Origin of the sequence: Streptomyces sp. NPDC002054, from assembly GCF_040296685.1 — a bacterium.
Taxonomy (GTDB): Bacteria; Actinomycetota; Actinomycetes; order Streptomycetales; family Streptomycetaceae; genus Streptomyces.
In genome coordinates, this window is sequence record NZ_JBEOXT010000002.1 from 300,851 (window position 1) to 325,144 (window position 24,294).

The window sequence follows — 24,294 nt, forward strand, 5'->3', positions numbered from 1 at the left end:
ATGAGCGACCCGTATCTCCCGCAGGACGAGATCGTGCGGCTGCGCGACATTGCCGTGGAGCAGGGTCTGACCGATCCGATGCTGCGGCGGCTGCTCTTCGAGGGCATCCTCCCGAAGTACCGCGGCTCGCTGCCGATGCTCCCGGCGCCCGGCCAGCAGGTCCATTCCGACCTGAACGAGATGAACCGGGTGGAGCGGCTGATCGACGGCAGCGTGCCGCTGGCGGTCTGGCTGCGGAACGCCGTGGCCCAGCTCAGCGACGCCGCCGCCCGGGACGTGTTCCAGGACGCCCTGGACCGGGTGGTGCGCGATGCGGCGGGCGAGCCCGACGTGGCTCCGGACCTCCCCACCGGGGAGACCAAGGAGGAGATCGTCTTCCGGGACGACACGGTGCCGTTCGAGTTCCTCGGCGGCGGCGCGCTGGCCGGCACCTCGGTGGCCCGGGTCAAGGTGCTCCCGTATGCCGCGGGCGCCCCGCTCCAGCCGCTGGCCCTGCCGCACACCGGCACGGGCTGGCTGATCGCCCCGGGCCTGCTGGTGACCAACCACCACGTGGTCAACGCCCGCAAGCGCACCGCCGGCGAGCGCCCCGTGGTGGACCCGGCGGACCTGCGGCTCCAGGCCCTGGGCTCCCGCTCCCGGTTCGACTACCTCGCCGAGGACGAGGGGGACTCCGGCGCCACCGCCGAGCTGCCCGCCAGCGAACTCCTGGCCTGGGACGAGGAGCTCGACTACGCGGTCCTGCGGCTGGCGGACGCGCCGCCCCGGCCCTTCCTGCGGGTGGCCACCGAGCCGCTGACGGTGACCCCGGACGTACCCGTAGCGGTCAACATCATCCAGCACCCGGGCGGGGAGCCGAAGCGGATCGCCCTGCGCAACAACCTGGTCTTCGAGGCGGACGCGCAGGACCTGCGCTACTTCACCGACACCCGGGGCGGTTCCTCCGGCTCGCCCGTCCTCACCGACGACTGGACGGTGGTGGCCCTGCACCGCGGTACCCGCCGTGTCTCCGACGTCAGCTTCCAGGGCAAGAGCACGGCCTTTGTGAACGTGGGCACCCAACTGAGCGCCCTCATGCGGCACCTGCAGGAACACAGCCCGCAGGTCCACGCCGAGATCACGGCGGCCCAGTCCGCCCTGAGCCGGCCCCGGCAACCCCAGGAGGTGTGAGATGCACGGTGGTTCCCCGGTGGCGACCGGGCCCGAGCAGGTCTTCCGCGAAGACCTGCTGGAGGTCGCCGCACGTGTACGCAAGGGTCTGGAAGCGGAGGCGGAGGTCTCCGAGTCCGCCGTGCCCGAGGACGCCTACCCGCCGCAGGAGGCGAGCGCCGCGCAGGTCGAGCGGGCCGCCCATGAGGAGCGGGCCAGGGTGCTGGAGGCGGGGGTGCGCGGGCTGGAGAAGCTGGCCGCGGGCCGCTCTGACGACGTCGACGAGGACGAGTACTTCGGGCTGGAGGCGATCGTCCTGCTCGAGGGCCGGCCGGCGATCCTGGTCCAGGGCCGGGACTTCGCCCCGCAGGCCGGCGACTGGGCGGTCCTGGACGGCCAGCGGGCCGGCATCCGCGAGTCCCTCGCCCGGGTCGGCCGGGTGGAGGTGACCGGCCATCCGGATCTGGAGTGGCTGGGCACCGGCTTCCTGGTGTCGCCGGACGTGGTGATGACCAACCGGCATGTGGCCGGCGAGTTCACCCGCGCCGACGGCCGGGGCGGGTTCTCCTTCCGCCCGGGCATGGGCGCGCGCATCGACACGGCGGAGGAACTGGGCGCGCCGGCGTCCGACGGCTCCTTCGAGTTCGCGGTCACCGAGGTGCTGGGCATCCACCCGGAGGTGGACATGGCGCTGCTGCGGGTGGCCCCGGCCTCGGGCGGCGGCGGAACGCTGCCCACCCCGCTGCCGGTCGCCGCGGACGCCCCGCCGGATCTGGCCGGCCGGCCCGTGTACGTGGTGGGATACCCGGCGGCAGACGGCCGCCGCAACGAGCCCGAGGCGATGAGCCGGATCTTCATGGACATCTACAACGTGAAGCGGCTCCAGCCGGGCACGGCGACGGCCCTGCTCCCGGACGGGCTCACGATGACCCACGATTGCTCCACGCTGGGCGGCAACAGCGGCTCCCCGGTCTTCGACCTGGCCGATCACCGGGTGCTGGGGCTGCACTTCGGCGGCAGGTTCCGGTCCGGCAACTTCGCCGTGCCGCTGTTCGCGCTGACCGAGGACCCGCTGCTGGAGCGGGCGGAGGTCAACTGGGTCTGACCCGCGCCCTCTCCCCTCTACCCCTCGCTGTACGCCTCGCCACCGAGCTCGAATCCGGCGGTGCCGGCGGTGGTGTCGGCCAGCCAGGCCCGGAAGGAGTCGATGTCGGACTCGGGGAGGCCGATGTCCAGGGAGACGGCCTCCCCGTAGCGGACGTCCAGCACGGTGCGGCCGGTGGAGCGCAGATCGTTCTGGGTCTTCCCGGCCCGCTGGTGGTCCACGGTGACGGTGGCCAGCCGGTACCGGTGCCGGGTGACGGTGCCGAGCGCGTCCAGGGCCTCGCCGACCACCCCGCCGTACGCGCGGATCAGCCCGCCGGCCCCCAGCTTGACCCCGCCGTAGTAGCGGGTGACCACGGCCACCGCGTAGCGGATGTCGCGCCGGGTGAGCATCTGGAGCATGGGCACACCGGCGGTGCCGCCCGGTTCGCCGTCGTCGCTGGCCTTCTGCACCGAGGCATCCGCCCCGATCACGTACGCGTAGCAGTTGTGCGTGGCGGTGGGGTGCTCCTTGCGGATGCGGGCGACGAACTCCTGCGCCTCCTGCTCGGTCGCGGCGGGCGCGAGCGCGCAGATGAACCGGGAGCGGTTGATCTCCGCCTCGTGTACGCCCTCCCGGGCGACCGTCACGTACTGGTCTGCCTTCACCTCTCCACCCTAAGCGGAGCGGGGGCGGGGAATCGGACCCGCGTCCCGGCCGTTGATCCCTGGTGCGGGCCGGCAGCGGGCCGGCCCCGCCAGCAGCAGGAGGCGGCACGCGTGTACGGCGACCCGGCAACCATCCGGACCATCCTCACCGAACTCGGCGACACCTGGGCGGTCGTGGGCCTGTCCAACAACCGCGACCGGGCGGCGTACGGGGTGGCGCAGGTCCTCCAGCGGTTCGGCAAGCGGGTGATCCCGGTCCACCCGAAGGCCGAGACGGTCCACGGCGAGCAGGGCTACCCCTCGCTGGAGGCGATCCCGTTCCCGGTGGATGTGGTCGATGTGTTCGTGAACAGCGCGCTGGCCGGCCCGGTGGCCGACCAGGCCGCGGCGGCGGGGGCGCAGGCCGTCTGGTTCCAGCTCGGTGTGGTCGACGAGGCGGCGTACGAGCGGACCCGGGCGGCGGGCCTCCACATGGTGATGGACCGCTGCCCCGCAATCGAGATCCCGGCGCTCGTCCGATAGGAGGGCAGCCGAGCAGTCGGACAGCCGTGTGATGTACTCGAGCGTTTCATCACGTCTGTTCTTCTGCTGTCTGCTCTTCCGTTCTGCGAGGTCCTGCCATGACCGCCCTGTTCGCCCTGGCCACCGCCGTGCTCTGGGGGTTCGCCGACTTCGGCGGCGGCCTCCTCACCCGGCGGCTGCCCGCGCTCACGGTGGTGATGGCCTCCCAGGTGATCGCCGTGGTGGTGCTGGGTGCGGTCGTCCTGGGCACCGGGGCCTGGCGGGAGGCCGGCCCGCAGCTGTGGTTCGCGGTGGCCGCCGGCCTGGTCGGGCCGGTCGCCATGCTCAGCTTCTACAAGGCCCTGGCGATGGGCCCGATGGGGGTGGTGTCCCCGCTGGGCTCGCTCGGCGTGGTGGTGCCGGTCGGGGTGGGGCTGGCGATCGGTGAGCGGCCGGGGCTCGGTCAGGTCGCCGGGATCGCGGTGGCGGTGGCCGGCATCGTGCTGGCGGGCGGCCCCGAGCTGCGCGGTGCCCCGGTGCAGCGGCAGGCGATCGTCCTGACGCTGGTCGCCGCGTTCGGTTTCGGCGCGGTGATGGCGCTGATCGCGGAGGCGTCCGCCACGGTGACGGGGCTGTTCCTGGCGCTGTTCGTGCAGCGGGTCACCAATGTGGCGGCGGGCGGGACCGCGCTGTGGGTGCAGGCCCGGCGCGGCCGGCCGGTGCTGCCGGAGGGGACGGGCGCGAAGGCGCTCTGGCGGCTGGTGCCGGCCCTGGCCTTCGTGGGTCTGGCCGATGTCGCGGCCAACGGCACGTACTCGATCGCCGCGCAGAACGGCCCGGTGACCGTGGCCGCCGTGCTCTCCTCGCTGTATCCGGTGGTCACGGCGCTGGCCGCGTTCGCCCTGCTGAAGGAGCGCCTGCGCACGGTCCAGGCGGCCGGCGCGGGCCTCGCCCTGGCGGGCACCGTACTCCTGGCGGCCGGCTAGGTCCGGTCCGGGACGGGCCCTGCGTCGGCCGGGTGGTCGAGGTCGAGGTTGGCCAGGGCGCGGAGCTGTGCCGGGGTGACTCCGGCCGGGATGGGGACCGGGGCCGGGGTGCGCAGGGGTGGCTGCCAGCCGGTGTCGGGCTCCCAGCGGCGTACGATCCGCGCGGGCGCGCCCGCCACCACGGCGTGGTCGGGCACCTCGCCCCGTACGACGGCCCCCGCGGCCACCACCACGTTGCGGCCGAGCCGGGCCCCGGGCAGGATCACCGCTCCGGTGCCGAGCCAGCAGCCGGGGCCGATCTCCACCGGGGCGCTGCGCGGCCACTGCCGGCCGACCGGCTCGTGCGGGTCGTCGTAGCTGTGGTTGGTGGAGGTGATGTACACCCCGGGACCGCAGAAGGTGTCGTTGCCGATGGAGATCGGTGCGTCGGCGATGACATGGCTGCCGCGGCCGAGCACCACGCCGTTGCCGAGGACCAGCATCGGGTCCGGGCCGAGGTCGAGGTCGGGCATCATGCCGGCGGTGAGGGTGACCTGCTCGCCGATGATGCAGTGCTCGCCGAGCCGGATCCAGGGTGCGCCGAAGACGGTGCCCTGCGGGAAGGCAAGCCGGGTGCCGCTGCCGATCGCACCGAACCGGTGTCCGCCGGGGGTCTGCGCGGTGACCGCGCCGGCCCGCTGCATCCAGCGCCACCCGGCGTGGACGGCGCGGCTGGCGGCCCGGCGGCGCCAGTCCGCCAGGGATGAGAACGTGTTTCTGTTCTTCGGCACCCGGCCACGGTAATGCGCCGCGCCGCGGAGGGCCGGACCGGGATCCTGTGATCTTCACCCCATCGTCTACGGTGCTGGCAGCGCGGCAACCGGTACACAAGAGGAGAAGAGACCACACATGGCGTATCAGTCGGATGGGGCACTGGTCGCGGGCGTGGGCGGGAAGAGCCCGCAGATCGACGCCGAGGCCTTCACCGCGCCCACCTCGGTGGTGATCGGCGATGTCACGCTGGCCGCCGGTACGAGCATCTGGTACTCGGCGGTGCTGCGGGCGGACTGCGGTCCGATCTCGCTCGGCGCGGACAGCAATGTCCAGGACAACTGCACCCTCCACGTGGACCCCGGCTTCCCGGTCTCCATCGGTGAGCGGGTGTCGATCGGCCACAACGCGGTGGTGCACGGCTGCACGGTGGAGGACGACTGCCTGATCGGCATGGGCGCCACCGTCCTCAACGGTGCGGTGATCGGTGCGGGTTCGCTGGTGGCGGCCCAGGCCCTGGTCCCGCAGGGCATGGTGGTCCCGCCCGGCTCGCTGGTGGCCGGGGTGCCGGCGAAGGTCCGGCGCGAGCTCACCGAGGAGGAGCGGGAGGGCATCCGCCTGAACGCGGCGATGTACCGGGAGCTGGCGAAGCAGCACCGCGCCTCGGTGGGCTGAGCCCAGGCCTGAAGGACCCAGCCGTCAGGCCCGGTCGGCCTTGGCCCGGGCGGCCAGGGCCGGCTCGGCCGCGGCGGCGGGCTGCTCCGGCACCGCGCCGCCGGCTGCGGCCTTGGCCTCGGCCTCCGCCGCAGCCGCGCCCTTGGCCGCCCGCCGCTTCAGCACCAGCATCGAGGTCGCTCCGACGAGCACCGCCAGCACCAGCCCCAGCCAGGAGAACCGCTTCAGCCAGGCCTCGGCGACGATGCCGACGTAGTAGATGACGGCCGTGGTGCCGCCCGCCCACAGGATGCCGCCGAAGACATTGGCGATCAGGAACTTCCAGTACGGCATGTGCAGCACGCCCGCCAGCGGACCGGCGAAGATCCGCAGCAGGGCCACGAACCGGCCGAAGAAGACGGCCCACATGCCCCACTTCTGGAAGGACCGCTCCGCCATCGCGATGTTCTGCTCGCCGAAGTGCTTGGGGAACCGCTTCCCCAGCCGCTCCAGCAGCGGCTTGCCGCCCCGCCGTCCGATCGCATAGCCGATCGAGTCGCCGACGATCGCACCGGTGGTGGCACAGATGCCCAGCACCAGCGGGTCGATCTCGCCGTGCTGCGAGGCCAGCAGGGCCGAGCTCACCAGGATGATCTCGCCCGGCAGCGGGATGCCCAGGCTCTCCAGTCCGATGACCAGTCCCACCAGGAGATAGATCACCACCGCCGGAACGGTTTCCAGCCATTCCTGGATGTGCACCGGTACGTCCTCCCAGATCATGCCCGCGTCAGGCCCACGCCGTCCCCGCGGCGGGCCCCGGCGCGTCCCCTGCGACGCACCCGACCGGGCAGCCTACCGGCTCCGGACCACCGTCTTTGTCCGCAGCGGCAGTTCCCGGGAGGACCGCCCCACGAACACCTCCCGCCGGCCGGTCCCCAGCACCCAGGCGTGTCTGCCCGGGTCCCAGGAGGACAGGGTGCGCCGGTCGATGTCGACGGTGACCCGCCGCGCCTCGCCGGGGGCGAGGGTGAGCCGCCGGTAGCCGGCCAGCGCGCGGACGGCCTGGGCGAGCTTCAGATCGGGCGAGGGCCCGAGGTACACCTGGGCCACCTCGGTGCCCCTGCGGCGGCCGGTGTTGCGGACGGTGAACTCCACCCGCAGGCCGCCGCCCTCGGGCCGGACCGCGGGCTGCTCGTACTGCCAGGTGGTGTACGACAGGCCGTGCCCGAACGGGAACAGCGGGGCCACCCGCTGCACGTCGTACCAGCGGTGGCCGACCTGGATGCCCTCGGTGTACTCCTCACGCCCGCCCACCCCCGGATAGCGCAGCGGATCGCCGCCGGCCGGGTGGGCGCGCTCGTCCGCCGGGAAGGTCTGGGTGAGCCGGCCGCCCGGCTCGGCATCGCCGAAGAGCAGATCGGCGGTGGCTCCGGCGCCCTCCTGGCCGGGGTGGTACATCTGCAGCACCGCTCCGGTCCCCGCCAGCCAGGGCATGGTGGTGGCGGAGGAGGTGTGGAGCACCACCGTGGTCCGCGGATTGGCCGCCGCCACCGCCTCGATCAGCTGCGGCTGCCCGCCGGGCAGGCCGAGGCCGGCGCGGTCGGTGCCCTCGGCGGCATCCTCGTGGGCGAAGAGCACCACGCTGCGGGACGCCTTGGCGGCCCGCACCGCCTCGGCGAGGTCGGCGGCCCGGGTGGCCTTCGTGGTGTGGCGCAGCCGGAACCGCCGGCCGCCCGCTCCGCCCCGGGCGGTGACGGCGAGCCGGTGCGGGCCGGCCTTGAGGGCGAGGGTGTGGCGGCGCACGGTGAGCCCGTCCGGGGCGGTGCCCAGCAGTCCGCCGGCGCCGGGTTGGGCGGGTCCGGGGAACAGCTCCGCGCCGTCGAGTCGTACGTCGGGCCGCTGGCCGGAGTAGTGGACCAGCAGGGTCCACTCGTCGTCGGCGGGCAGGGTGAAGGTGCCCGTCCAGCTCCAGCTGCGGCCCGCGTCGATCCGCCGGTCGTCGAGGTCGACCGCCGGGGTGAGCAGCCCGGCGGGCAGCGGCCGGCCGTGGACGTCCTCGCCGAGGGCGTAGCGGACGGTGGCGGTCCGGCCGGCCCGCTTCTTGATGGCGGTCAGCGGTGCGGTCACCCGGCCGCGCACCCCGGGCACGCCGGCCGCCCCGGACGTACCGGCGCCGATGGGGCCGATGACGGCGATCGACCGGGCGGCGGCGCCGGTCAGCGGCAGGGTGCCGCCTTCGTTGCGCAGCAGGACCGCCCCGGCGGTGGCGATCCGGCGGGCGGTCCGGGCGCCGGCCACCGGGTCCCGCGGGGGCCGGCGGGGTGCCCGCCCGTCGAGCAGGCCGAACCGGTCCAGGGTGCCGAGGATCCGGCGGACGGCCTGGTCGACGGCGGGTTCGGACACCGAGCCGCCGCGCACCGCCTGCCGCAGCGGTTCGCCGAAGTGGGTGCCGCCGGGCATTTCCATGTCGAGGCCGGCGGTGATGGCGGCGACGGTGCTGCGGGTGGCGTTCCAGTCGGACATCACCCAGCCGTCGAACCGCCAGCGGGCGCGCAGCAGTTCTTCGAGCAGCGGCCGGCTCTCGCCGGCGTGGACTCCGTTGACCTTGTGGTCGGCGGCCATCACCGCTCCGGCGCCCGCGGCCACGGCGGCTTCGAAGCCGCGCAGTTCGGTCTCGTGCAGGGCCTGCTCGCCGATGCTCACGTCGACGGTGCCGCGGCCCTGTTCCTGGTTGCGGAGGGCGAAGTGGCGGACGGTGGCGATGAGGCCCTCGTCCTGGATGCCGCGGATCACCTGGGCGACCAGGTCGGCGGTCAGCCGCGGGTCCTCGGCGAAGCGCTGGGCGTTCCGGCCGGCGTACGGGGTGCGGATCAGGTTGGCGTTCGGCCCGAGCAGGATGTCCTGGCCCAGCGCCCGGCCTTCGCGGCCGAGGACCCGCCCGTACTCGCGGGCGAGTTCCGGATCGAAGGCGGAGGCGAGGAGGACGGGTGCGGGCAGGGCGGTGGCCGGTCCGGCCACTCGTACGCCGGCGGTGCCCTCGGCGAGCCGCAGCGGCGGAATGCCCAGCCGGGGTACGCCGGGCAGGTAGCCGGCCTGGCCGAGGGAGGCGGGGTCCGGCCGGCCGTGCAGCAGGGCGGTCTTCTCCTCCAGGGTGAGCCGCTCCAGCAGGGCGTCGACCCGGGCGGCCCGGGCCGGGCGGGGTGCGCCGGGCGGGCCGCCGCCTTCCGGGGGCGGGCTGGTGGCGGAGCCGGGTCCGGTGCCGGGGGGCACGGTGGCCACGCAGCCGCCGGCCCCGGCGGCCCCCAGGGCGGCGCCGGCCGCTCCGAGCAGCCGCAGGGCGGATCGTCTGGACACGGCCTCGCTCATGGGCGCTCCCTGCGGCGGCGGAACGGCCCGCTCCGGACCGCCCCGCCCACTGTGCGCCCGCCGGCCTGCTCCCCCGGTCAGACGCGCGGCCGGGGGCGGCCCGTTCAGCTGTTGGGACGCAGGGTCCAGACGACGGTCATCTCACCGGTCACGGCCTCGTCGGAGTCGCGCTGGATGGTGATGGCCACCGGGAACTCGGGACGGCCGCCGGCGTCGAGTTCGGCGATGACCTCGGCGGCCGGGCGGCCGAGGGTGGCGGTCGCGGTGACCGGGCCCTTGGCGACCTTCTTGTAGCCGATGGAGGCGCTGACGGCGAGCGGGACGGCCTTGCCGAGCTGCTCCTGGAAGGCGGCGAGGACGATCGCGCCGCTCGCCGACTCGGCCAGGGTGAACATGGCTCCGGCGTGCGGGCCCTGGATGTGGTTGTGGTAGTCGGGCTGGTCCGGGAGGCGGAAGACCGCGCGCTCCGGCGTGGTCTCCACGCATTCGAGGTTCAGGGTGCGGACCATCGGCACCGTCGCGGCGAGCAGTTCGCCCATGTTCATCTGATCTGCGCTCATGGAATCGGATGTTACCCGCGAGTAGAAGCTCTTGGCCAGACCCCGGGGAGGGGTGGACGTGGCCCCGTCTGGCCCCTCCCACTATCGTTACCGGCCATGTGGCCAGGACAGCAGCAGCAGCCCGGGGGCGAGCAGCACCCCAACGACCCCGCCCCCCACCAGAACCCGTACCAGCAGCAGCCCGGGCAGCCGAACCCGTACCAGCAGCAGCCGGCGTACGGACAGCCGCAACAGCCGGGCTACGGCTACCCGCAACAGGGCTACGGCCAGCAGCCGCCGCCCGCCCCGCAGCCCTGGGGCCCGCAGCCGGCCCAGCCCCCGCTGCCCCCGCAGGGCGGCGGCTCCGGATCGTCCAACTCGACGAAGACCGTGGCCATCGTCGCGGCCTCCGCGGTGGTCGTGGCGGCAGCCGTCACCGGCGCCTTCGTACTGACCCGGGACGACGACAAGACCGACGACGCCGGCGGCAGCACGCCGCAGAACTCCGCGTCCGCCCCGGCGAGCACGCCCGCGAGCTCGGCACCGGCCACGAAGCCCGCCGACAACCCGCGCGCGGGCGGGGCGATCCAGCCGGTCATCCCCGGCTGGAAGGTGGTCGTCAACACGAAGTACGGCGTGGCCTTCGACGTCCCGCAGGAGTGGAAGGTGCTGGGTTCCGGCGTCTCCTCGGGCATCACGGACGAGATCAAGAAGGACGGCATGCCGGTCATCAGCATGTCGGCGCCCGCGTACCTGAAGGAAGAGTGGTGCACGGTCGACGAGGACAAGGACGGCGACACCGAGGAGTGGTCCCTGGCCGGCACCGGCGTGAAGGGCGCCAACGGTGCGAAGGACACCGGCGATGCCGCGTACCAGAACACCGGCAGCTGGGTGTGGGCCGGCTATGCGCAGAAGGAGCCGAAGGGCACCACCAAAATCACCAAGCCGGTGGAGTACACCACCAAGTCCGGCCTCAAGGGCCACATGGTGACCGCCACGGCCACCGGCGTGAAGAAGCCCCACAAGTGCGCCACGGACGGCAAGGGCATCGGCTTCGGCTTCAAGACGGCCAGCGGTGACTTCGCCAGCTGGGTGATGTACGGCGCGGCCGGCGTCAAGGACGAGTACCAGCAGGACGTGGCGGAGAAGGTTCTCAGCTCGCTCCGGCTGACGACCGGATAAACGGTTTGGCAGAACGGCTCCGGCCGGGGATAGTCCGGGGGTGAGCTCTCGCAACGCCTCTCCCCACCACCCCCGGACACCCCGCCGGAGCCCGGAATGGGCCGGCCGCAACTACCGCCTGCTCACGGCCTCCGCGGTCATCACCAACCTCGGCGCGCACGGCGCGCTGATCGCCACGGCCTTCGCCGTGCTGGAGGCCGGCGGCTCGGGCCGGGACGTGGGCCTGGTCGCTGCCGCCCGTACGCTCCCCCTCGTGCTGTTCCTGCTGGTCGGCGGCGCCCTCGCCGACCGGCTGCCGCGCCATCACGTGATGGTCGCGGCCAACGCCCTCAACTGTGTCTCCCAGGGCGCGTTCGCGGCGCTGGTGCTGCTCGGCGAGCCCCGGCTGTGGCAGATGATGGTCCTCACCGCGCTCTGCGGCACCGGCCAGGCCTTCTTCAACCCGGCCGCCGAGGGCATGCTGCTGTCCACCGTCTTCGGCGAGAACACCAACCGGCCCTTCGCCCTGTACCGGATGGCCGTGAACGGCGCGGGCATCGGCGGCGCGGCACTCGGCGGGGCGATGATCGCCGCGATGGGGCCGGGCTGGGTGCTCGCGGTCGATGCCGCCGCCTTTGCCGTCGCGGGCCTGCTGCGCGCCTTCCTGGACGTCAGCCGCACCACCGCCCGGGAACCGGGCGGCGGACTGCTGTCCGACCTCCGCGAGGGCTGGGTGGAGTTCCGGACCCGCCCCTGGCTGTGGAGCATCGTGCTCCAGTTCTCGGTGGTGGTGGGCGTGATCGGCGCCGCCGAGTCGGTATACGGCCCGCTGGTCGCCCGGGAACAGCTGGGCGGACCCGCGCCCTGGGGCATCGCCCTGGCCTTCTTCGGTGTCGGCACCATCGCCGGGGCCGTGCTGATGATGGTGTGGAAGCCGCGCCGAATGCTGCTGGTCGCCACCCTGTGGGTGTTCCCGATGGCGCTGCCCGCGGCGGGGCTGGCCGTCCCGCTGCCCGCCTGGGGCCTGTGCGTGGTGATGTTCGCCAGCGGCACGGCGGTCGAGGTCTTCGGCGTCAACTGGATGGGGACGATGCACCAGGAGATCCCCGAGGACAAGTTCTCCCGGGTCTCCGCCTACGACTGGTTCGGCTCGGTGTCGATGCTGCCGCTGGCCACCGCGCTGGCCGGGCCGGCCGAGTCGGCATTCGGGCGGACCGAGGCGCTGTGGGGCTGTTCCGCTCTGATCGTCGTGGTCACGGCGCTGGTCCTCCTGGTCCCGGACGTCCGAAACCTGACCCGCCGCCCCGCCGGCCCGAAGGCCACCGTGCCACTGCCCACCCCGACCCCGCCGGCCGTCCCGGGCGCTCCGGCTGCCGATCACATCACCCGCTGACCGGGGCCTGGCCGGCTGCGGTGGTCAGCTCAGGGAGAACGCGCCGGCCGGCGGGGGTGGTGAGGCCACCGCATCGCGGTCGGGCACCGGGACCGCGGAGCCGATGAGCTTCGCCAGGGCCGGGCCCGCCACCACCCGGGCGGGAAACGCATCCGCCGCGCACCGGCGGGACAGGGCCGCAACCGGAATCTCCGCGTCCGAGGCCAGCAGCACCGCGTTCCCGAACCGCCGCCCCCGCAGCACCGACGGTTCCGCGATCAGCGCCAGCTCCGCGAACACCGAACGGAAATTGGCCAGCTGGGCCCGCAGGAAGGCGAAGGGCGCCCCGTCCGCGAGGTTCGCCGCGTACAGCCCGCCCGGCCGCAGCACCCGCGCCGCCTCCCGCGCGTACTCCACCGAGGTCAGCTGGGCCGGCACCCGCGAGCCGCCGAACACATCGGCGATCAGCACGTCCGCTCCGCCCGCGGGCGCCCCCTCCAGCCACGCCCGGGCATCGGCGGCGTGCAGGGCCACCCCCGCGTCCTCAGGCACCGGCAGGTGCTCCGCGACCAGCTCCAGCAGCCCCGCGTCGAACTCGACCACCTGCTGGCGGGAACCGGGCCGGGTCGCCGCGGCATAGCGCGGCAGGGTCAGTGCGCCGCCGCCCAGGTGCACCAGGTCCAGCGGCGCGCCCGGCTCCGCCGCGCAGTCCAGGACGTGCGCGAGGCGCCGTACGTACTCGAACTCCAGGTGCTCCGGATCGTCGAGGTCCACATACGACTGCGGGGCCCCGTCCACGGTCAGCAGCCACGCCCGGTCCCGGTCCACGTCCGGCATCAGCTTGGCGGTGCCCTGCCCCACGTCCCGGATCACCGGGATCTGCTCGTCGCTCACCGCACCATTGTGGGCGGTGGGTCAGGCCCGCCAGACCCGGGCCACCTCGTCCGCGTGCGCAGCGGCCTGGGCCAGGCCGGCCCGGGCCGCGGGGGCCCGCCGCGCCGGGTCCAGCACATTGCGGCCGAAGGCCCTGCGGGCCTCGTCCGAGGGGTGGATCACCACCACCTCCGCGCCGGCCTTCCGCAGCTCGGCCGCCTGTGCCCGGGCCGAGGGGGCCAGCCGGGTGCCCAGGGTCATCGGTGCCAGGATCACCACCCGGCGGTGGCCCGCCGCGAGGTCCGCATTGGCGGAGGACCGGATGCCGCCGTCGATGTAGCGGCGCCCGTCGATGGTCACGGCCGGCCACACCAGCGGTACGGCGCAGCTCGCGGTGACCGCGTCGACCAGTCCGGCCCCGCTGTCCCGGTCGAAGGCCTTGAGCTCGCCGGTGACCGCGTCCACCGCGCTGATCAGCAGTTTCCGCTGCGGCCAGGTGTGCGAGCGCAGCCGGGCGGCGAGCACGCCGCGCCGGTCCGCTTCCTCGCCGGTGTCCGCCGGATCCGCCGCGAGGGCGAGCGCGCCGACCCGCTGCCGGTAGGCGGTGGCGCTGCGGGAGCGCAGCATCGCCAGGGCGTAGCGGGCCAGGGTGCCGGTGCCGAACCGGGCCGCGACCTCCCGGGCGGGGTCGACGAGCTGGCGTTCGTACAGTTCCCGGGGGTCGAGCAGCCCGGAGGTGAGCTGTGCGCCGACCACGGAGCCGGCGGAGGTGCCGACGACGAGGTCGGCGTCGAAGAGGTCCACCCCGGCCTCGGCCAGGCCGTGCAGGATGCCGCATTCCCAGCCGATGCCGGTCAGCCCGCCGCCGCCCAGCACCAGTGCGGTTCCGTCGCCCGTCACCGCCATGTCCGCCCCCCGTCGTGGCCGGTCGTTCGACCGGATGAGGTCCAGATTACGGCGCAGTGCCGCATGCGTCGGTTAGTCTCCCCGGATGTCCCTCCTCCTCGCGCCGTGGATCAGGCTGTCGCTGCTCGTCCTGCTGCTGGCGGCGGCGGGCGTGTGCGTGCTGCTGTTCGAGCCCCAGCGGCTGCTGTCCGAGGGCTGGCCGCCGGGGCTCCCGGTGGGCACGGCGGTGCTGCTCTTCGCCGGCGGGTACGGACTGTGCACGGCGGCGTTCGTGCCCCGGCCACTGCTGAACCTGGGTGCGGGTGCGGTCTTCGGCGCGCAGTTCGGGCTGGTGGCGGCGGTCGGCGGGACCGTGCTCGGGGCCGGGCTGGCCTTCGGGCTGGGCCGGATCATGGGACAGGACGCCCTCCGGCCGCTGGTGCGCGGTCGCTGGCTGCAGGCGGCGGACGGACAGCTGAGCCGGCACGGATTCCGGTCGATGCTGGCGGTGCGGATCTTCCCCGGGGTGCCCTTCGCGGCGGCCAACTACTGCGCCGCGGTCTCCCGGTGCGGCTGGCTGCCGTTCCTGGTGGCGACGGCAATCGGTACGGTGCCCAACACCGCGGCCTATGTGATCGCGGGCGGCAACGCCTCCTCCCCGACCTCCCCCGCTTTTCTGGCCTCGTTCGGCTTCATCGCCGTATCGGGGCTGCTCGCAAGTGCGGTGGCGTGGCGCAAGCGGCACCGGCTGACGGGCGGAATTTCCGCCCAGGCCACCCCAGTGGTCAACGGGGCAACCAACGGGCCCTAGCATCGGACCCATCCTGCCCAACGATCACAAGGACGAGCGCACCCCGACATGAGCTGGTTCGAATCCCTAATCCTCGGTCTCGTCCAGGGGCTTACGGAGTTCCTCCCGATCTCTTCCAGCGCCCACCTGCGGCTGACCGCGGCGTTCGCCGGCTGGGAGGACCCGGGTGCGGCCTTCACCGCCATCACGCAGATCGGCACCGAGACGGCGGTGCTCATCTACTTCCGCAAGGACATCATGCGGATCATCTCCGCCTGGTTCCGATCGCTGACGAACAAGGCGATGCGCTCCGATCACGACGCACAGATGGGCTGGTTGGTGATCGTCGGCTCGATCCCGATTGGTGTGCTGGGCGTGACGCTCAAGGACCAGATCGAGGGTCCGTTCCGTGATCTGCGGCTGATCGCCACCACCTTGATCGTGATGGGCATCGTGCTGGGCATCGCCGACCGGCTGGCGGCCCGCGACGAGATCGGCGGTCGGCACCGGGCGATCCGGGAGCGCAAGACGCTCAAGGACCTGGGTGTGAAGGACGGTCTGATCTTCGGTGTCTGCCAGGCGATGGCGCTGATCCCGGGTGTCTCCCGGTCGGGCGCGACCATCTCCGGCGGTCTGCTGATGGGCTACACCCGTGAGGCGGCGGCCCGTTACTCCTTCCTGCTGGCGATCCCGGCGGTGCTGGCCTCCGGGGCCTACGAGTTGAAGGACGCGGGTGAGGGGGGCCACGTCTCCTGGGGGCCGACCATTTTCGCCACGGTGATCGCCTTCGTGGTCGGCTACGCCGTCATCGCATGGTTCATGAAGTTCATCACCACGAAGAGCTTCATGCCCTTCGTGATCTACCGGATTCTGCTGGGCATCGCCCTGTTCGTGCTGGTCGGCACGGACACGCTGAGCCCCCATGCGGGCGAGTCCGGCCACTGACCCGCGGGTATTCCGCAGCGCAGGGCCCTCCCGGGAACGTTCCCGGGAGGGCCCTGCGTCGTTGTTCCCGAAGAAGGCAGACATACGAACGACAGGTGACGTGCAGGGGGTGTCCGATGGGGCGTGTGGTGCTGGAGCGATTTCCGGCGGGGAGTCCGAGGGGGAGCTGGCCGGCCGAGGAGTATGCGGCGGAGCGGATGCGGGAGGGGGTGCCGGCGGAGGTGGTGATGGATCTGGCCACCGATGCCTTCCTGGTCGTCGTGCGGCAGCGCGACGCCCGATCCGGCCACTGAACCGGCTCGGGGGCGTCCTGGCTCCGCCGCACCCCTTGGCGTCCGTGCCCGGCTGATCCACACTGTCCCGATGACGCAGCGTGTGGACCTGGCGACCGTAATGGACCGGCTGGCCGTGGACGAGGTGATCACCGGGTACGCGGTTGCCGTGGACGACGGCGACTGGGCGGCGTACAAGGCCCTGTTCGTGCCCGGTGGGCGGGCCGACTACCGCTCGGCCGGCGGGATCGAGGGCGCCGCCGCGGAGGTCGCGGACTGGCTGGCGGAAACGATGAAGCTGTTCCCGGTCCGCCAGCACCTGATCGTCAACCGTCGGGTGACGCTGGAGGACCTGGGCGGTTCGCCGGGCGACCGGGCCGAGGTGCGCGCCGATTTCGTCAACCCGATGCGGCTGGCGGGCGAGGCGGAGGACGGCAGCGTCACGGCCCCGAACTTCGTGGCCGCCGGGCGGTACACCTTCGGCCTCACCCGGACCCCCGAGGGCTGGCGGCTGTCGTCGGTCACGGTGCAGGAGAAGTGGCGCCACCTGTCCGGCTGAGCCGGCTGAGACGGCTCCGGCCGACCTGACCGGCAGATGTGTCCGGCTGACCTGACCGGCCGTACAGCCCCGGCCGACCCGGACCGTCCGGTCCACACTGGAGGGGGAGGCGCCTCATGCTGACCGACCGGCCGGGCCGGTCCCGGTGGTGGCGGGCCGCGGCTGCGGTGCCGGCCGGGGCTCTGCCTGCGCTCGCCTTTCCCGCGCCTGCCCTGTGGTGGTTCGCGTACGTGGCCCTGGTGCCGTGGATGCTGCTGCTGCGGGGCGCGTCGAGCGGGCGGCGGGCCGCGCTGGAGGGGTGGCTGGGCGGGGCCGGGTTCATCCTTGCGGTGCACCACTGGCTGCTGCCGAGCCTCCATGTGTTCCTGCTGCCGCTGGCCGCGCTGCTGGGGCTGCTGTGGATCCCCTGGGCCCTGCTGGTGCGGACGCTGCTCGGCGGGAGCCCGGGGGCGGGCCGGGTGGCGGCTGCGCTGGTGCTCGTACCGGCCGGCTGGCTCCTCTCCGAGCTGGCCCGGTCCTGGGAGGGGCTGGGCGGGCCGTGGGGGCTGCTGGGGGCCAGCCAGTGGCAGGTGCCGGCCGCGCTGCGGCTGGCCTCGGTGGGCGGGGTGTGGCTGGTGAGCCTGCTGGTGGTTGCGGTGAACTGTGCGCTGGTGCTGCTGCTGGCGGTGCCCGCCGCCCGGGTGCCCGCCCTGGCCGGGCTGACGGGCTGCGCCCTGCTGACCGGGACGGTGTGGCTGTGGGCCCCCCGGCCGGAGATCTCGGGCGGGCTGCGGGTGGCGGTGGTCCAGCCCGGGGTGGTGAACGGCGTGGACAGTGTGGAGCGGCGCTTCGACGCCGGGGAGCGGCTGACCCGGGGCCTGGCCGGGCAGCGGCTCGATCTGGTGGTGTGGGGCGAGAGCAGTGTCGGGGCGGACCTGGCGGCCCGGCCGGACCTGGCCCGGCGGCTGGCGGCCCTGTCGGCTGAGGTGGGGGCTCCGGTGCTGGTGAACGTGGACGCCCGGGCGGCGGATCGGCCCGGGATCTACAAGTCCTCGGTGCTCGTGGGCCCGGACGGCCCCACCGGCCCCCGCTACGACAAGATGCGGCTGGTGCCGTTCGGCGAGTACGTGCCGGCGCGGACCGCGCTCGGCTGGGTCACCTCGGTGGGCAAGGCCGCCGGCGAGGACCGCCGGCGGGGCACCGCCCCGGTGCTGATGGCGCTGCCGGGCCGGCCCGGGGTGGCGGTCGGTCCGCTGGTCTGCTTCGAGTCGGCCTTCCCCGACATGGGCCGGCGGCTGGCCCGGGACGGGGCCGCCCTGCTGGTCGCCCAGTCGGCGACCTCCACCTTCCAGGACAGCTGGGCTCCGGCCCAGCACGCCTCGCTGGCCGCGCTGCGGGCCGCCGAGACCGGCCGCCCGATGGTGCACGCCACCCTGACCGGCATCAGCGCCGTGCACGGCCCGTCCGGGGAGCGTCTGGGCCGGCCGGTGCCGGTCTCGGCGAGCACGGCCGAGGTGTACGCCGTACCGCTGGCCCGGGGCAGCACGCTCTACCTGCGCTTCGGGGACTGGCCGGTGGCCGTCGCCCTGACCGCCCTCGCCGGGTACGGCCTGGTCCTGGCCGCCGGGAGGATCCGGTCACGGCTGACGGCACGGCTTATGACGGATCCTGCTCCAGCGCCGACAGAACCACCCGCTCGCACAGCTCGTGAGTGAGCAGGGCGTCCCGGGCGCTCAGCGGCCGGCCCGCGGCGACGGCCTCCAGGAAGGCGTCCACCACCTGCTCGATCCCGCGCTGGCGGGCCACCGGCACCCAGTCGCCGCGCCGCCGGACGGTGGGCTGGCCCCGGTGGTCGATGATCTCCGCGAGGTTGACCACCTGGCGCTTGGTGTCCTGGCCGGAGACCTCCAGGATCTCCTCGGTGGAGCCGGAGAGCCGGTTCATGATGCCGAGGGCGGTGAAGCCGTCACCGGACATCTGGAGCACCACGTGGTGCATCAGGCCGTCCCGGATCCGGGCCCGGACGTCGATGTGGTCGGCCTCGCCGGGCAGCAGGAAGCGGAGGGTGTCCACCACGTGGATGAAGTCGTCCAGCACCAGCGTGCGCGGGTCCTCGGGCAGCCCGACCCGGTTCTTCTGCATGACGATCAGGTCGCGCGGGTGGTCGGCGCACTGCGCGTAGCCGGGGGCGTACCGCCGGTTGAAGCCGACCGCGAGGGACACCCCGCGTTCCTCGGCGAGTTCGACCAGCCGCCGGGAGTCTTCGTAGGCGTAGGCGAGCGGTTTGTCCACGTAGGTGGCGATGCCCGCTTCCAGCAGCCTGGTCACGATCTCCGGGTGGGCCGGGGTGGCGGCGTGCACGAAGGCGGCGTCGGGACCTGCGGCGAGCAGGGAGTCGAGGCTGCCGTGGCGGCGGGCGGCCGGGACGGCGTACCGGTCGCCGAGTTCCGTCAGGACGGCGGGATTGCGGGTCTGGAGGTGCAGTTCGACACCCGGGCGGGCCGTGAGGACCGGCAGGTACGCCTTCTGCGCGATGTCGCCGAGTCCGATGCATGCGACCTTCACCGGGGGTCCTCCTCGTTGCTGCTCGTTGCCGGCAGCTTAATCCCTGGTGCGGGAGGGTGGATTCGCCGAGGATGACGCCCATGATCTCTTCTGAACACGAGCGTACCGAGCCGTCCACCACCGCAGGCGAGCGGGAGATGTTGGAGGGCTGGCTGGACTACCACCGGGCCACCCTCGCCCTGAAGTGCCGTGGACTGGACGAGGAGCAGCTCCGGCGGGCCGCCCTGCCGCCCTCCGAACTGACCCTGCTGGGCCTGGTGCGGCACATGACGTTGGTGGAGCAGTGGTGGTTCCGGGAGATCACGCTGGGCCTTGACCTGCCCGAGCTGTACTCCACGCCCGAAGACGTGGACGGCGACTTCCACTTCGGCCCCGAGGACACCTGGGCGGAGGCCGAACGGCGGTGGCGGTCGGAGATCGAGGAGGCCCGGGCGGCGGTGGCGGGCCGCTCGCTGGACGCGCTGTCGGAGGTCGAGCACCCGCGCCGCAAGGAGCGGATCAACCTCCGCTGGATCTACACCCACATGATCGAGGAGTACGCCCGCCACAACGGCCACGCGGACCTGCTGCGCGAGCAGATAGACGGGGCAACCGGCGAGTAGCGTCACTCATGCGGGGTGAATATCGGCTCAGGATTTTCGCAACCGGGTCCGCGCAGAGCAGAGTTGCGCGAGTGCATCCAACCCGAACCACGACAACCCTGCTGCTCGGAGTGGCCTGTGCCGTATCGGCCGTCTCCGGCTGCGTGCATGTGAACCCGGCCGCGGTGCGGCCCGCGGTGGCCCCCGCGGCGGGGGTGCCGCCGCAGCACGAGACGCGGAGCGGCCGGGGGGCCGCGCCGGTGGAGGTGCAGGCGCCGGCCCTGGAGGCGTTGCGGACCGCGCCGGATCCGGTGGCGGAGGACGCGGCGGCGCCGGCCGCCCCGGCCCCGCGGGCCGATGCCCCGCCCGCGGGGAGCGCCCCGCAGGGGACGGCCCCGGCCCACGTGGAACTGCCGCCGCCGGTTCTGGACATCCCGGAGCCGCCGGCCCCGGCCGGGTCGGCGCCCGGGCGGAGCGAGGGCAAGGGCGAGAGCGAGGCCGACAGGAAGCGGAACCGGCGGGAGGCCCGGAAGGTGGAGCGGGAGCTGATGAAGCGCCTGCCGGTGCGGCCGTCCGATGTGTGTGCGCTGGGGCGCAAACACGGCAGCTGGCAACCGGACAGCCCGGAGGCCCGTATCTGCGCGGGCGTCCACGACGGCTGACCGCCCCGCCCCCGCGTCCCCTCCCCGTCTCCCCCGCTCCGCGTCTCCTATTGCTGGCCCGGGAAGGGGCCCGGGCGGGGGTCCGGGCCCGGCTCCTCGGCCAGCTGGAGCTCCAGCCGGGCGATGGCCGCGCGGATCCCGTTCCCGTACCCGTCGTCGGCGAGCGCGGTGGTGGCCGCGCGGGCCCGGGCCAGGTGGATCCGGGCCGCCTCCGGCCGCTGCAGCTTGACGTAGTCGGCGGCCAGATTGAGGTGCAGGGACGGGTAGAAGGCCCGTACCGCCACATCGGGCTCGTGCCGGGCGAGCCGCTCGTCCCCCAGCCCGTCGGCGGCCGTCAGGGCCCTCAGGTCCCAGGAGAGTTCGTCGGCGGGGTCGTCCTGCGCATCGGCCATGTAGTGCGCCAGCGTGCAGCGGTGGAGGGGGTCGCCCTCCTCGCCGATCTCCGCCCAGATCTCTCCGAGACGGTTGCGGGCCTCCTCGCGGTCTCCCGCGTGCAGCAGCATGATCGCCTGGCCGATCCTGGTCATGACGGCGTCTTCCGACGCCTCCTGCTGCTCCGTCAAGGCGGCCTCCGGCTTCGTCCCGTCAGACCGGTCCGGTCTGATCGTCACGACGCTAGCCGGAGGCACTGACAAAGCCGCCGAGGCGCGGGCGCGCGATCGGGCGTCAGCCTCAGCCGAGGTCGGGGATCCGCCAGTCGATCGCCTCGTGGCCCTGCGCGGCCACCGCCTCGTTGATCTGGGTGAAGGGCCGGGAGCCGAAGAACTTCTTCGCCGAGAGCGGCGAGGGGTGGGCGCCCTTGACGACCACGTGCCGGGTCTCGTCGATCAGCGGCAGCTTCTTCTGGGCGTAGGCGCCCCACAGCACGAACACGGCGGGGTCGGGCCGCTCGGCCACCGCGCGGATCACCGCGTCGGTGAACTTCTCCCAGCCCTTGCCCTTGTGCGAGTTGGGCTCGGCCTCGCGGACCGTGAGCACCGCGTTGAGCAGCAGCACGCCCTGCTGGGCCCACGGCATCAGATAGCCGTTGTCGGGGATGGGGGTGCCCAGCTCGGCCTGCATCTCCTTGTAGATGTTGCGCAGCGAGGGCGGGGTCTTCACCCCGGGGCGGACCGAGAAGCACAGGCCGTGGCCCTGGCCGGCGCCGTGGTACGGGTCCTGGCCGAGCACCAGCACCTTGACCCGGTCGTACGGCGTGGCCTCCAGCGCGGCGAAGACCTCCTCGCGCGGCGGGTAGACCGGCCCCTGGGCCCGCTCCAGCTCGACGAACTCGGTGAGCTCCTTGAAGTAGGGCTTGTCCAGTTCCTCGCCCAGTACGGGCAGCCAGGATTCGGGCAGCATCTCGGTCACGTCGACAACCTCCGACAATCGTTCTGCAACTGATCGGAGAACTTACCCGCCACCACTGACACTGCCCGAACCTGCGTCCGGCCGACCGCCCGTTACCAGCTGGTCTTGCGGTACAGCTCCCACATCTGCATGGCGGTCTGCGGGTCGAGCGCCCGCTCGGTGCCCGCGATGTCCTCGCCGGAGGCCACGTAGAGCTTGCCCTGCCAGAGCGGCAGCAGCCGCACGTCGTCGGCGAAGATCTTCTGCGCTTCCTCGAACTGGCTGCTGACGGCCGAGCGGTCGCCGGAGCGGCGGGACTTGGGCAGCAGGTCGTTGAGGATCGCCGGGGGCTCGTACGGCGTACCGACGGCGTTCTCCTTGCCGACGAACGGCGCGATGAAGTTGTCCGGGTCCGGGAAGTCGGGGAACCAGCCGCGCCCGAAGACGGGGTACTGGCCGTTCTTGTAGCCGGCCTGGAACTCCTTCCAGGGCTTGCCCTCGAGGGCGACCCGGAACAGGCCGCTGTCCTCCAGCTGCCGCTTGAGCTCCTTGAACTCCGCCTCGGTGGAGGAGCCGTAGCGGTCGGTGGTGTAGAAGAAGCTCAGGTCGACCGGGGTCTGGATGCCGGCCTCCTTCAGGAGCTTCTTGGCCTTGGGGACGTCGGGGTGGGCGAACTTGTCGAAGAACGGCGTCTTGTGGCCCAGCACGCCCTTGGGAACCATCGAGTACAGCGGCTCGGCGGTGCCCTGGTAGACCTCGGAGATCAGCGTGCCGCGGTCGACGACCTGGGCGATGGCCTGGCGCACCGGCAGCTGGCGGACGACGGGGTCCTTGGGGTTGAAGACCAGGTAGCGGATCTCGGCCCCGACGTTGGCGACCACCTGGATGCCGAGATCGCGCGACTGCGGGCTCTGCAGTCCCTTGATCTCGTCGGCGGTCAGACCGCGGTAGGTGGCGTCGATCTTCTTGTCCTTGAGGGAGGCCACCATCTTTCCGGAGTCGTCGAAGTACCGGATGGTGACTCCGTCGTTCCGGCGCTGTGCGAAGCCCTGGTAGTCGGCGTAGCCGGTGAGCTCCGCCTTCTCCTTCTCCACGTACTCGTCCAGGACGTACGGCCCGGAGCCGGTGATCTTCCCGTCCTCGCGGAGCTTGTCGGCCGGGTAGTCCTTGGGCGCCACGAGGGAGGCGGCCGGGGAGCCGAGCACGTAGGGGAAGGTCGCGTCTGAGGCCTTCAGGTGGAAGACGACCGTCTGCGCGTCCGGGGTCTCGATCTTGTCCAGGCTGCCGAACAGGTCCTTCGGGCCGACCTTGGAATTGATCGTCCGGATCCGGTCGAAGGAGTGCTTGACCGCCTTGGAGTCCAGCGGCTCGCCGTTGGAGAACTTGAGGCCCTTGCGGAGCGTGCAGCGGTAGGACTCGTTGACGGAGTCGGTGAATTCGCAGCTCTGTGCTGCGTCCGGCTGCGGCTTGAGGCTGCCGGTGGGGAATGCCAGTAGGGTCTGGTAGACGTTCCGGTACAGCTCCCACGAGCCGTCCCAGGCCGCCGCCGGATCGAGCGTGCTGGGCGCGCTCGTCGTGCCGACGACAATCCTCTTGCCGTCCTCTCCCCCGTCGCCCGAGATCAGCCCGCAGCCGGCAACCAGGGATATGGACGCAAGGGCCGCAGTGATCTGCAGGCATCTGGTCCGGTTGAACACGTGCACGCTCCTCGATCAGGCTGGGTGCGGCAGACCCTACCGCAGTACCCCACGAATCCAATGGGCAGGTTCCGTGGGGTACTTGACCGGTTCCGTACACATTCGGGACACATTTGCCACCCTATGGGGGCCAAATCCGTCCGATTATCGGTTAGTGAACGCCGGCATTAAGAAACATTCCCCCATCAACAACAAGTGTCTGACCTGTGATCCATTCCGCTTGTGCCGAGGTGAGGAATGCGGCGGCCCCGCCGATATCGGCCGGAACGCCGAGCCGGCCGAGCGGATAGGCGGCTGCCGCCTCGGCCTCCCGGCCCTCGTAGAGCGCCTGCGCGAACTTCGTCTTGACCACCGCCGGGGCGATCGCGTTCACCCGCACCCCCGGCGCCATCTCGTGCGCAAGCTGGAGGGTGAGGTTGACCATGGCGGCCTTGCTCATCCCGTACGCGCCGATGAACGGCGAGGCGGAGACCCCGGCGATGGAGGCGATGTTCACGATCGCCCCGCCGTTGTCCTTCTGCCACGCGTGCCAGGTGCGCTGGGCGAAGCCGAGCGCCGAGATCACATTGGTCTCGAAGACCTTGCGCGCGACCCCGAGGTCCAGGTCGGCGATGGGGCCGAAGACCGGATTGGTGCCGGCGTTGTTGATCAGGAAGTCGACCCGCCCGAAGGCCTCCATCGCGCGCTCGACGGCGACGGCCTGGTGGGCCTCGTCGTGCGCCTTGCCGGGGACCCCGATGACCCGGTCGGCGCCGAGCTGCTCGACGGCCTCCTTGAGGGTCTCCTCGTTCCGGCCGGTGATGCAGACCCGGTCGCCGCGGGCGACCAGCGCCTCGGCGATGCCGTAGCCGATGCCGCGGCTCGCGCCGGTGATCAGCGCAACCTTGCCACTGTCGTTGCCTTGGTACGCCATGACGTACGCCCTCT

At 72.8% G+C, this 24,294-nt stretch carries 26 protein-coding genes; 14 read left to right on the plus strand and 12 right to left on the minus strand.

Features of this window, described 5'->3' with window-relative positions; all coding sequences use genetic code 11:
• Together ABT123_RS02955 and ABT123_RS02960 are read left to right on the plus strand one after the other, a co-directional pair.
• Window positions 1-1,170 carry a trypsin-like peptidase domain-containing protein gene (locus ABT123_RS02955; RefSeq protein WP_351308850.1) on the plus strand — a complete coding sequence of 390 codons (1,170 nt, stop codon included), beginning with the start codon at window positions 1-3 and terminating at the stop codon, window positions 1,168-1,170.
• A 1-nt stretch (window position 1,171) separates the two neighbouring features.
• Window positions 1,172-2,254 (plus strand): trypsin-like serine peptidase, encoded by a 1,083-nt coding sequence (locus ABT123_RS02960; RefSeq protein ID WP_351308853.1) that lies wholly within the window; start codon window positions 1,172-1,174, stop codon window positions 2,252-2,254.
• Between the two features lie 17 nt (window positions 2,255-2,271).
• Here the strand turns inward: ABT123_RS02960 and ABT123_RS02965 are convergent, their stop codons facing one another.
• A complete protein-coding gene (locus ABT123_RS02965; protein WP_351308856.1) occupies window positions 2,272-2,901 on the minus strand; it encodes a YigZ family protein in 630 nt (209 codons plus the stop codon).
• Between the two features lie 111 nt (window positions 2,902-3,012).
• On the opposite strand from ABT123_RS02965, the gene ABT123_RS02970 reads away from it, so the two are divergent.
• Together ABT123_RS02970 and ABT123_RS02975 are read left to right on the plus strand one after the other, a co-directional pair.
• Window positions 3,013-3,423: a CoA-binding protein gene (locus ABT123_RS02970; protein WP_351308859.1), complete on the plus strand. Its 411-nt coding sequence runs from the start codon at window positions 3,013-3,015 to the stop codon at window positions 3,421-3,423.
• Between the two features lie 98 nt (window positions 3,424-3,521).
• Complete coding sequence (locus tag ABT123_RS02975) at window positions 3,522-4,388, plus strand: EamA family transporter (RefSeq protein WP_351308862.1); 867 nt, start codon at window positions 3,522-3,524, stop codon at window positions 4,386-4,388.
• Here the strand turns inward: ABT123_RS02975 and ABT123_RS02980 are convergent.
• The gene (locus tag ABT123_RS02980) at window positions 4,385-5,158 is read right to left on the minus strand and encodes an acyltransferase (protein ID WP_351308865.1); all 774 of its coding nucleotides are present in this window, start codon (window positions 5,156-5,158) and stop codon (window positions 4,385-4,387) included. The two genes, ABT123_RS02975 and ABT123_RS02980, sit on opposite strands and share 4 nt — an antisense overlap.
• Window positions 5,159-5,276: 118 nt before the next feature.
• Here ABT123_RS02980 and ABT123_RS02985 point away from each other — a divergent pair, with 118 nt between their 5' ends.
• The gene (locus ABT123_RS02985; protein ID WP_351308868.1) at window positions 5,277-5,813 is read left to right on the plus strand and encodes a gamma carbonic anhydrase family protein; all 537 of its coding nucleotides are present in this window, start codon (window positions 5,277-5,279) and stop codon (window positions 5,811-5,813) included.
• 24 nt (window positions 5,814-5,837) lie between these two features.
• Here the strand turns inward: ABT123_RS02985 and ABT123_RS02990 are convergent, their stop codons facing one another.
• From ABT123_RS02990 to ABT123_RS03000, 3 genes are all read right to left on the minus strand, one after another.
• Window positions 5,838-6,551: a DedA family protein gene (locus tag ABT123_RS02990; protein ID WP_351309034.1), complete on the minus strand. Its 714-nt coding sequence runs from the start codon at window positions 6,549-6,551 to the stop codon at window positions 5,838-5,840.
• A 93-nt stretch (window positions 6,552-6,644) separates the two neighbouring features.
• Complete coding sequence (locus ABT123_RS02995; RefSeq protein WP_351308871.1) at window positions 6,645-9,158, minus strand: beta-glucosidase family protein; 2,514 nt, start codon at window positions 9,156-9,158, stop codon at window positions 6,645-6,647.
• A 104-nt stretch (window positions 9,159-9,262) separates the two neighbouring features.
• Window positions 9,263-9,718, minus strand: a complete 456-nt coding sequence (locus ABT123_RS03000) for a DUF4442 domain-containing protein (protein WP_351308874.1) — start codon at window positions 9,716-9,718, stop codon at window positions 9,263-9,265.
• A gap of 96 nt (window positions 9,719-9,814) precedes the next feature.
• Between ABT123_RS03000 and ABT123_RS03005 the strand changes: the two genes are divergently transcribed.
• Window positions 9,815-10,879: a DUF8017 domain-containing protein gene (locus tag ABT123_RS03005; protein WP_351308877.1), complete on the plus strand. Its 1,065-nt coding sequence runs from the start codon at window positions 9,815-9,817 to the stop codon at window positions 10,877-10,879.
• A gap of 40 nt (window positions 10,880-10,919) precedes the next feature.
• Complete coding sequence (locus ABT123_RS03010; protein ID WP_351308880.1) at window positions 10,920-12,251, plus strand: MFS transporter; 1,332 nt, start codon at window positions 10,920-10,922, stop codon at window positions 12,249-12,251.
• A gap of 24 nt (window positions 12,252-12,275) precedes the next feature.
• Here the strand turns inward: ABT123_RS03010 and ABT123_RS03015 are convergent, their stop codons facing one another.
• Together ABT123_RS03015 and ABT123_RS03020 are read right to left on the minus strand one after the other, a co-directional pair.
• Window positions 12,276-13,067: a spermidine synthase gene (locus tag ABT123_RS03015; RefSeq protein WP_351309036.1), complete on the minus strand. Its 792-nt coding sequence runs from the start codon at window positions 13,065-13,067 to the stop codon at window positions 12,276-12,278.
• A 78-nt stretch (window positions 13,068-13,145) separates the two neighbouring features.
• A complete protein-coding gene (locus tag ABT123_RS03020; protein WP_351308883.1) occupies window positions 13,146-14,009 on the minus strand; it encodes a patatin-like phospholipase family protein in 864 nt (287 codons plus the stop codon).
• A gap of 85 nt (window positions 14,010-14,094) precedes the next feature.
• Between ABT123_RS03020 and ABT123_RS03025 the strand changes: the two genes are divergently transcribed.
• From ABT123_RS03025 to lnt, 5 genes are all read left to right on the plus strand, one after another.
• Window positions 14,095-14,799 carry a TVP38/TMEM64 family protein gene (locus ABT123_RS03025; RefSeq protein WP_351308886.1) on the plus strand — a complete coding sequence of 235 codons (705 nt, stop codon included), beginning with the start codon at window positions 14,095-14,097 and terminating at the stop codon, window positions 14,797-14,799.
• 48 nt (window positions 14,800-14,847) lie between these two features.
• Entirely contained in the window at window positions 14,848-15,723 is an 876-nt protein-coding gene (locus tag ABT123_RS03030; protein ID WP_351308889.1) for an undecaprenyl-diphosphate phosphatase, read from the plus strand.
• A gap of 116 nt (window positions 15,724-15,839) precedes the next feature.
• A complete protein-coding gene (locus ABT123_RS03035) occupies window positions 15,840-16,016 on the plus strand; it encodes a DUF8839 family protein (RefSeq protein WP_150210986.1) in 177 nt (58 codons plus the stop codon).
• Window positions 16,017-16,086: 70 nt separating this feature from the next.
• Window positions 16,087-16,554 carry a nuclear transport factor 2 family protein gene (locus ABT123_RS03040; RefSeq protein ID WP_351308892.1) on the plus strand — a complete coding sequence of 156 codons (468 nt, stop codon included), beginning with the start codon at window positions 16,087-16,089 and terminating at the stop codon, window positions 16,552-16,554.
• A gap of 116 nt (window positions 16,555-16,670) precedes the next feature.
• Window positions 16,671-18,248 carry an apolipoprotein N-acyltransferase gene (gene lnt, locus ABT123_RS03045; RefSeq protein WP_351308895.1) on the plus strand — a complete coding sequence of 526 codons (1,578 nt, stop codon included), beginning with the start codon at window positions 16,671-16,673 and terminating at the stop codon, window positions 18,246-18,248.
• Here the strand turns inward: lnt and ABT123_RS03050 are convergent.
• Window positions 18,190-19,098: a Gfo/Idh/MocA family protein gene (locus ABT123_RS03050; protein WP_351308897.1), complete on the minus strand. Its 909-nt coding sequence runs from the start codon at window positions 19,096-19,098 to the stop codon at window positions 18,190-18,192. The two genes, lnt and ABT123_RS03050, sit on opposite strands and share 59 nt — an antisense overlap.
• Window positions 19,099-19,178: 80 nt before the next feature.
• Here ABT123_RS03050 and ABT123_RS03055 point away from each other — a divergent pair, with 80 nt between their 5' ends.
• Together ABT123_RS03055 and ABT123_RS03060 are read left to right on the plus strand one after the other, a co-directional pair.
• On the plus strand, window positions 19,179-19,700 hold the full coding sequence (locus tag ABT123_RS03055; protein WP_351308899.1) for a DinB family protein: 522 nt from the start codon (window positions 19,179-19,181) through the stop codon (window positions 19,698-19,700).
• A gap of 71 nt (window positions 19,701-19,771) precedes the next feature.
• Window positions 19,772-20,341 (plus strand): hypothetical protein, encoded by a 570-nt coding sequence (locus ABT123_RS03060; RefSeq protein WP_351308902.1) that lies wholly within the window; start codon window positions 19,772-19,774, stop codon window positions 20,339-20,341.
• A gap of 47 nt (window positions 20,342-20,388) precedes the next feature.
• Here the strand turns inward: ABT123_RS03060 and ABT123_RS03065 are convergent, their stop codons facing one another.
• The 4 genes from ABT123_RS03065 to ABT123_RS03080 form a co-directional block, all read right to left on the minus strand.
• Window positions 20,389-20,904: a hypothetical protein gene (locus ABT123_RS03065; RefSeq protein WP_351308905.1), complete on the minus strand. Its 516-nt coding sequence runs from the start codon at window positions 20,902-20,904 to the stop codon at window positions 20,389-20,391.
• 109 nt (window positions 20,905-21,013) lie between these two features.
• Window positions 21,014-21,682, minus strand: coding sequence for a uracil-DNA glycosylase (locus ABT123_RS03070; RefSeq protein ID WP_351309038.1), 669 nt, complete (start codon window positions 21,680-21,682; stop codon window positions 21,014-21,016).
• Between the two features lie 101 nt (window positions 21,683-21,783).
• Entirely contained in the window at window positions 21,784-23,367 is a 1,584-nt protein-coding gene (locus ABT123_RS03075; protein WP_351308908.1) for an ABC transporter substrate-binding protein, read from the minus strand.
• A 151-nt stretch (window positions 23,368-23,518) separates the two neighbouring features.
• Entirely contained in the window at window positions 23,519-24,280 is a 762-nt protein-coding gene (locus ABT123_RS03080) for an SDR family oxidoreductase (protein WP_351308911.1), read from the minus strand.
• Window positions 24,281-24,294: the final 14 nt, after the last annotated feature.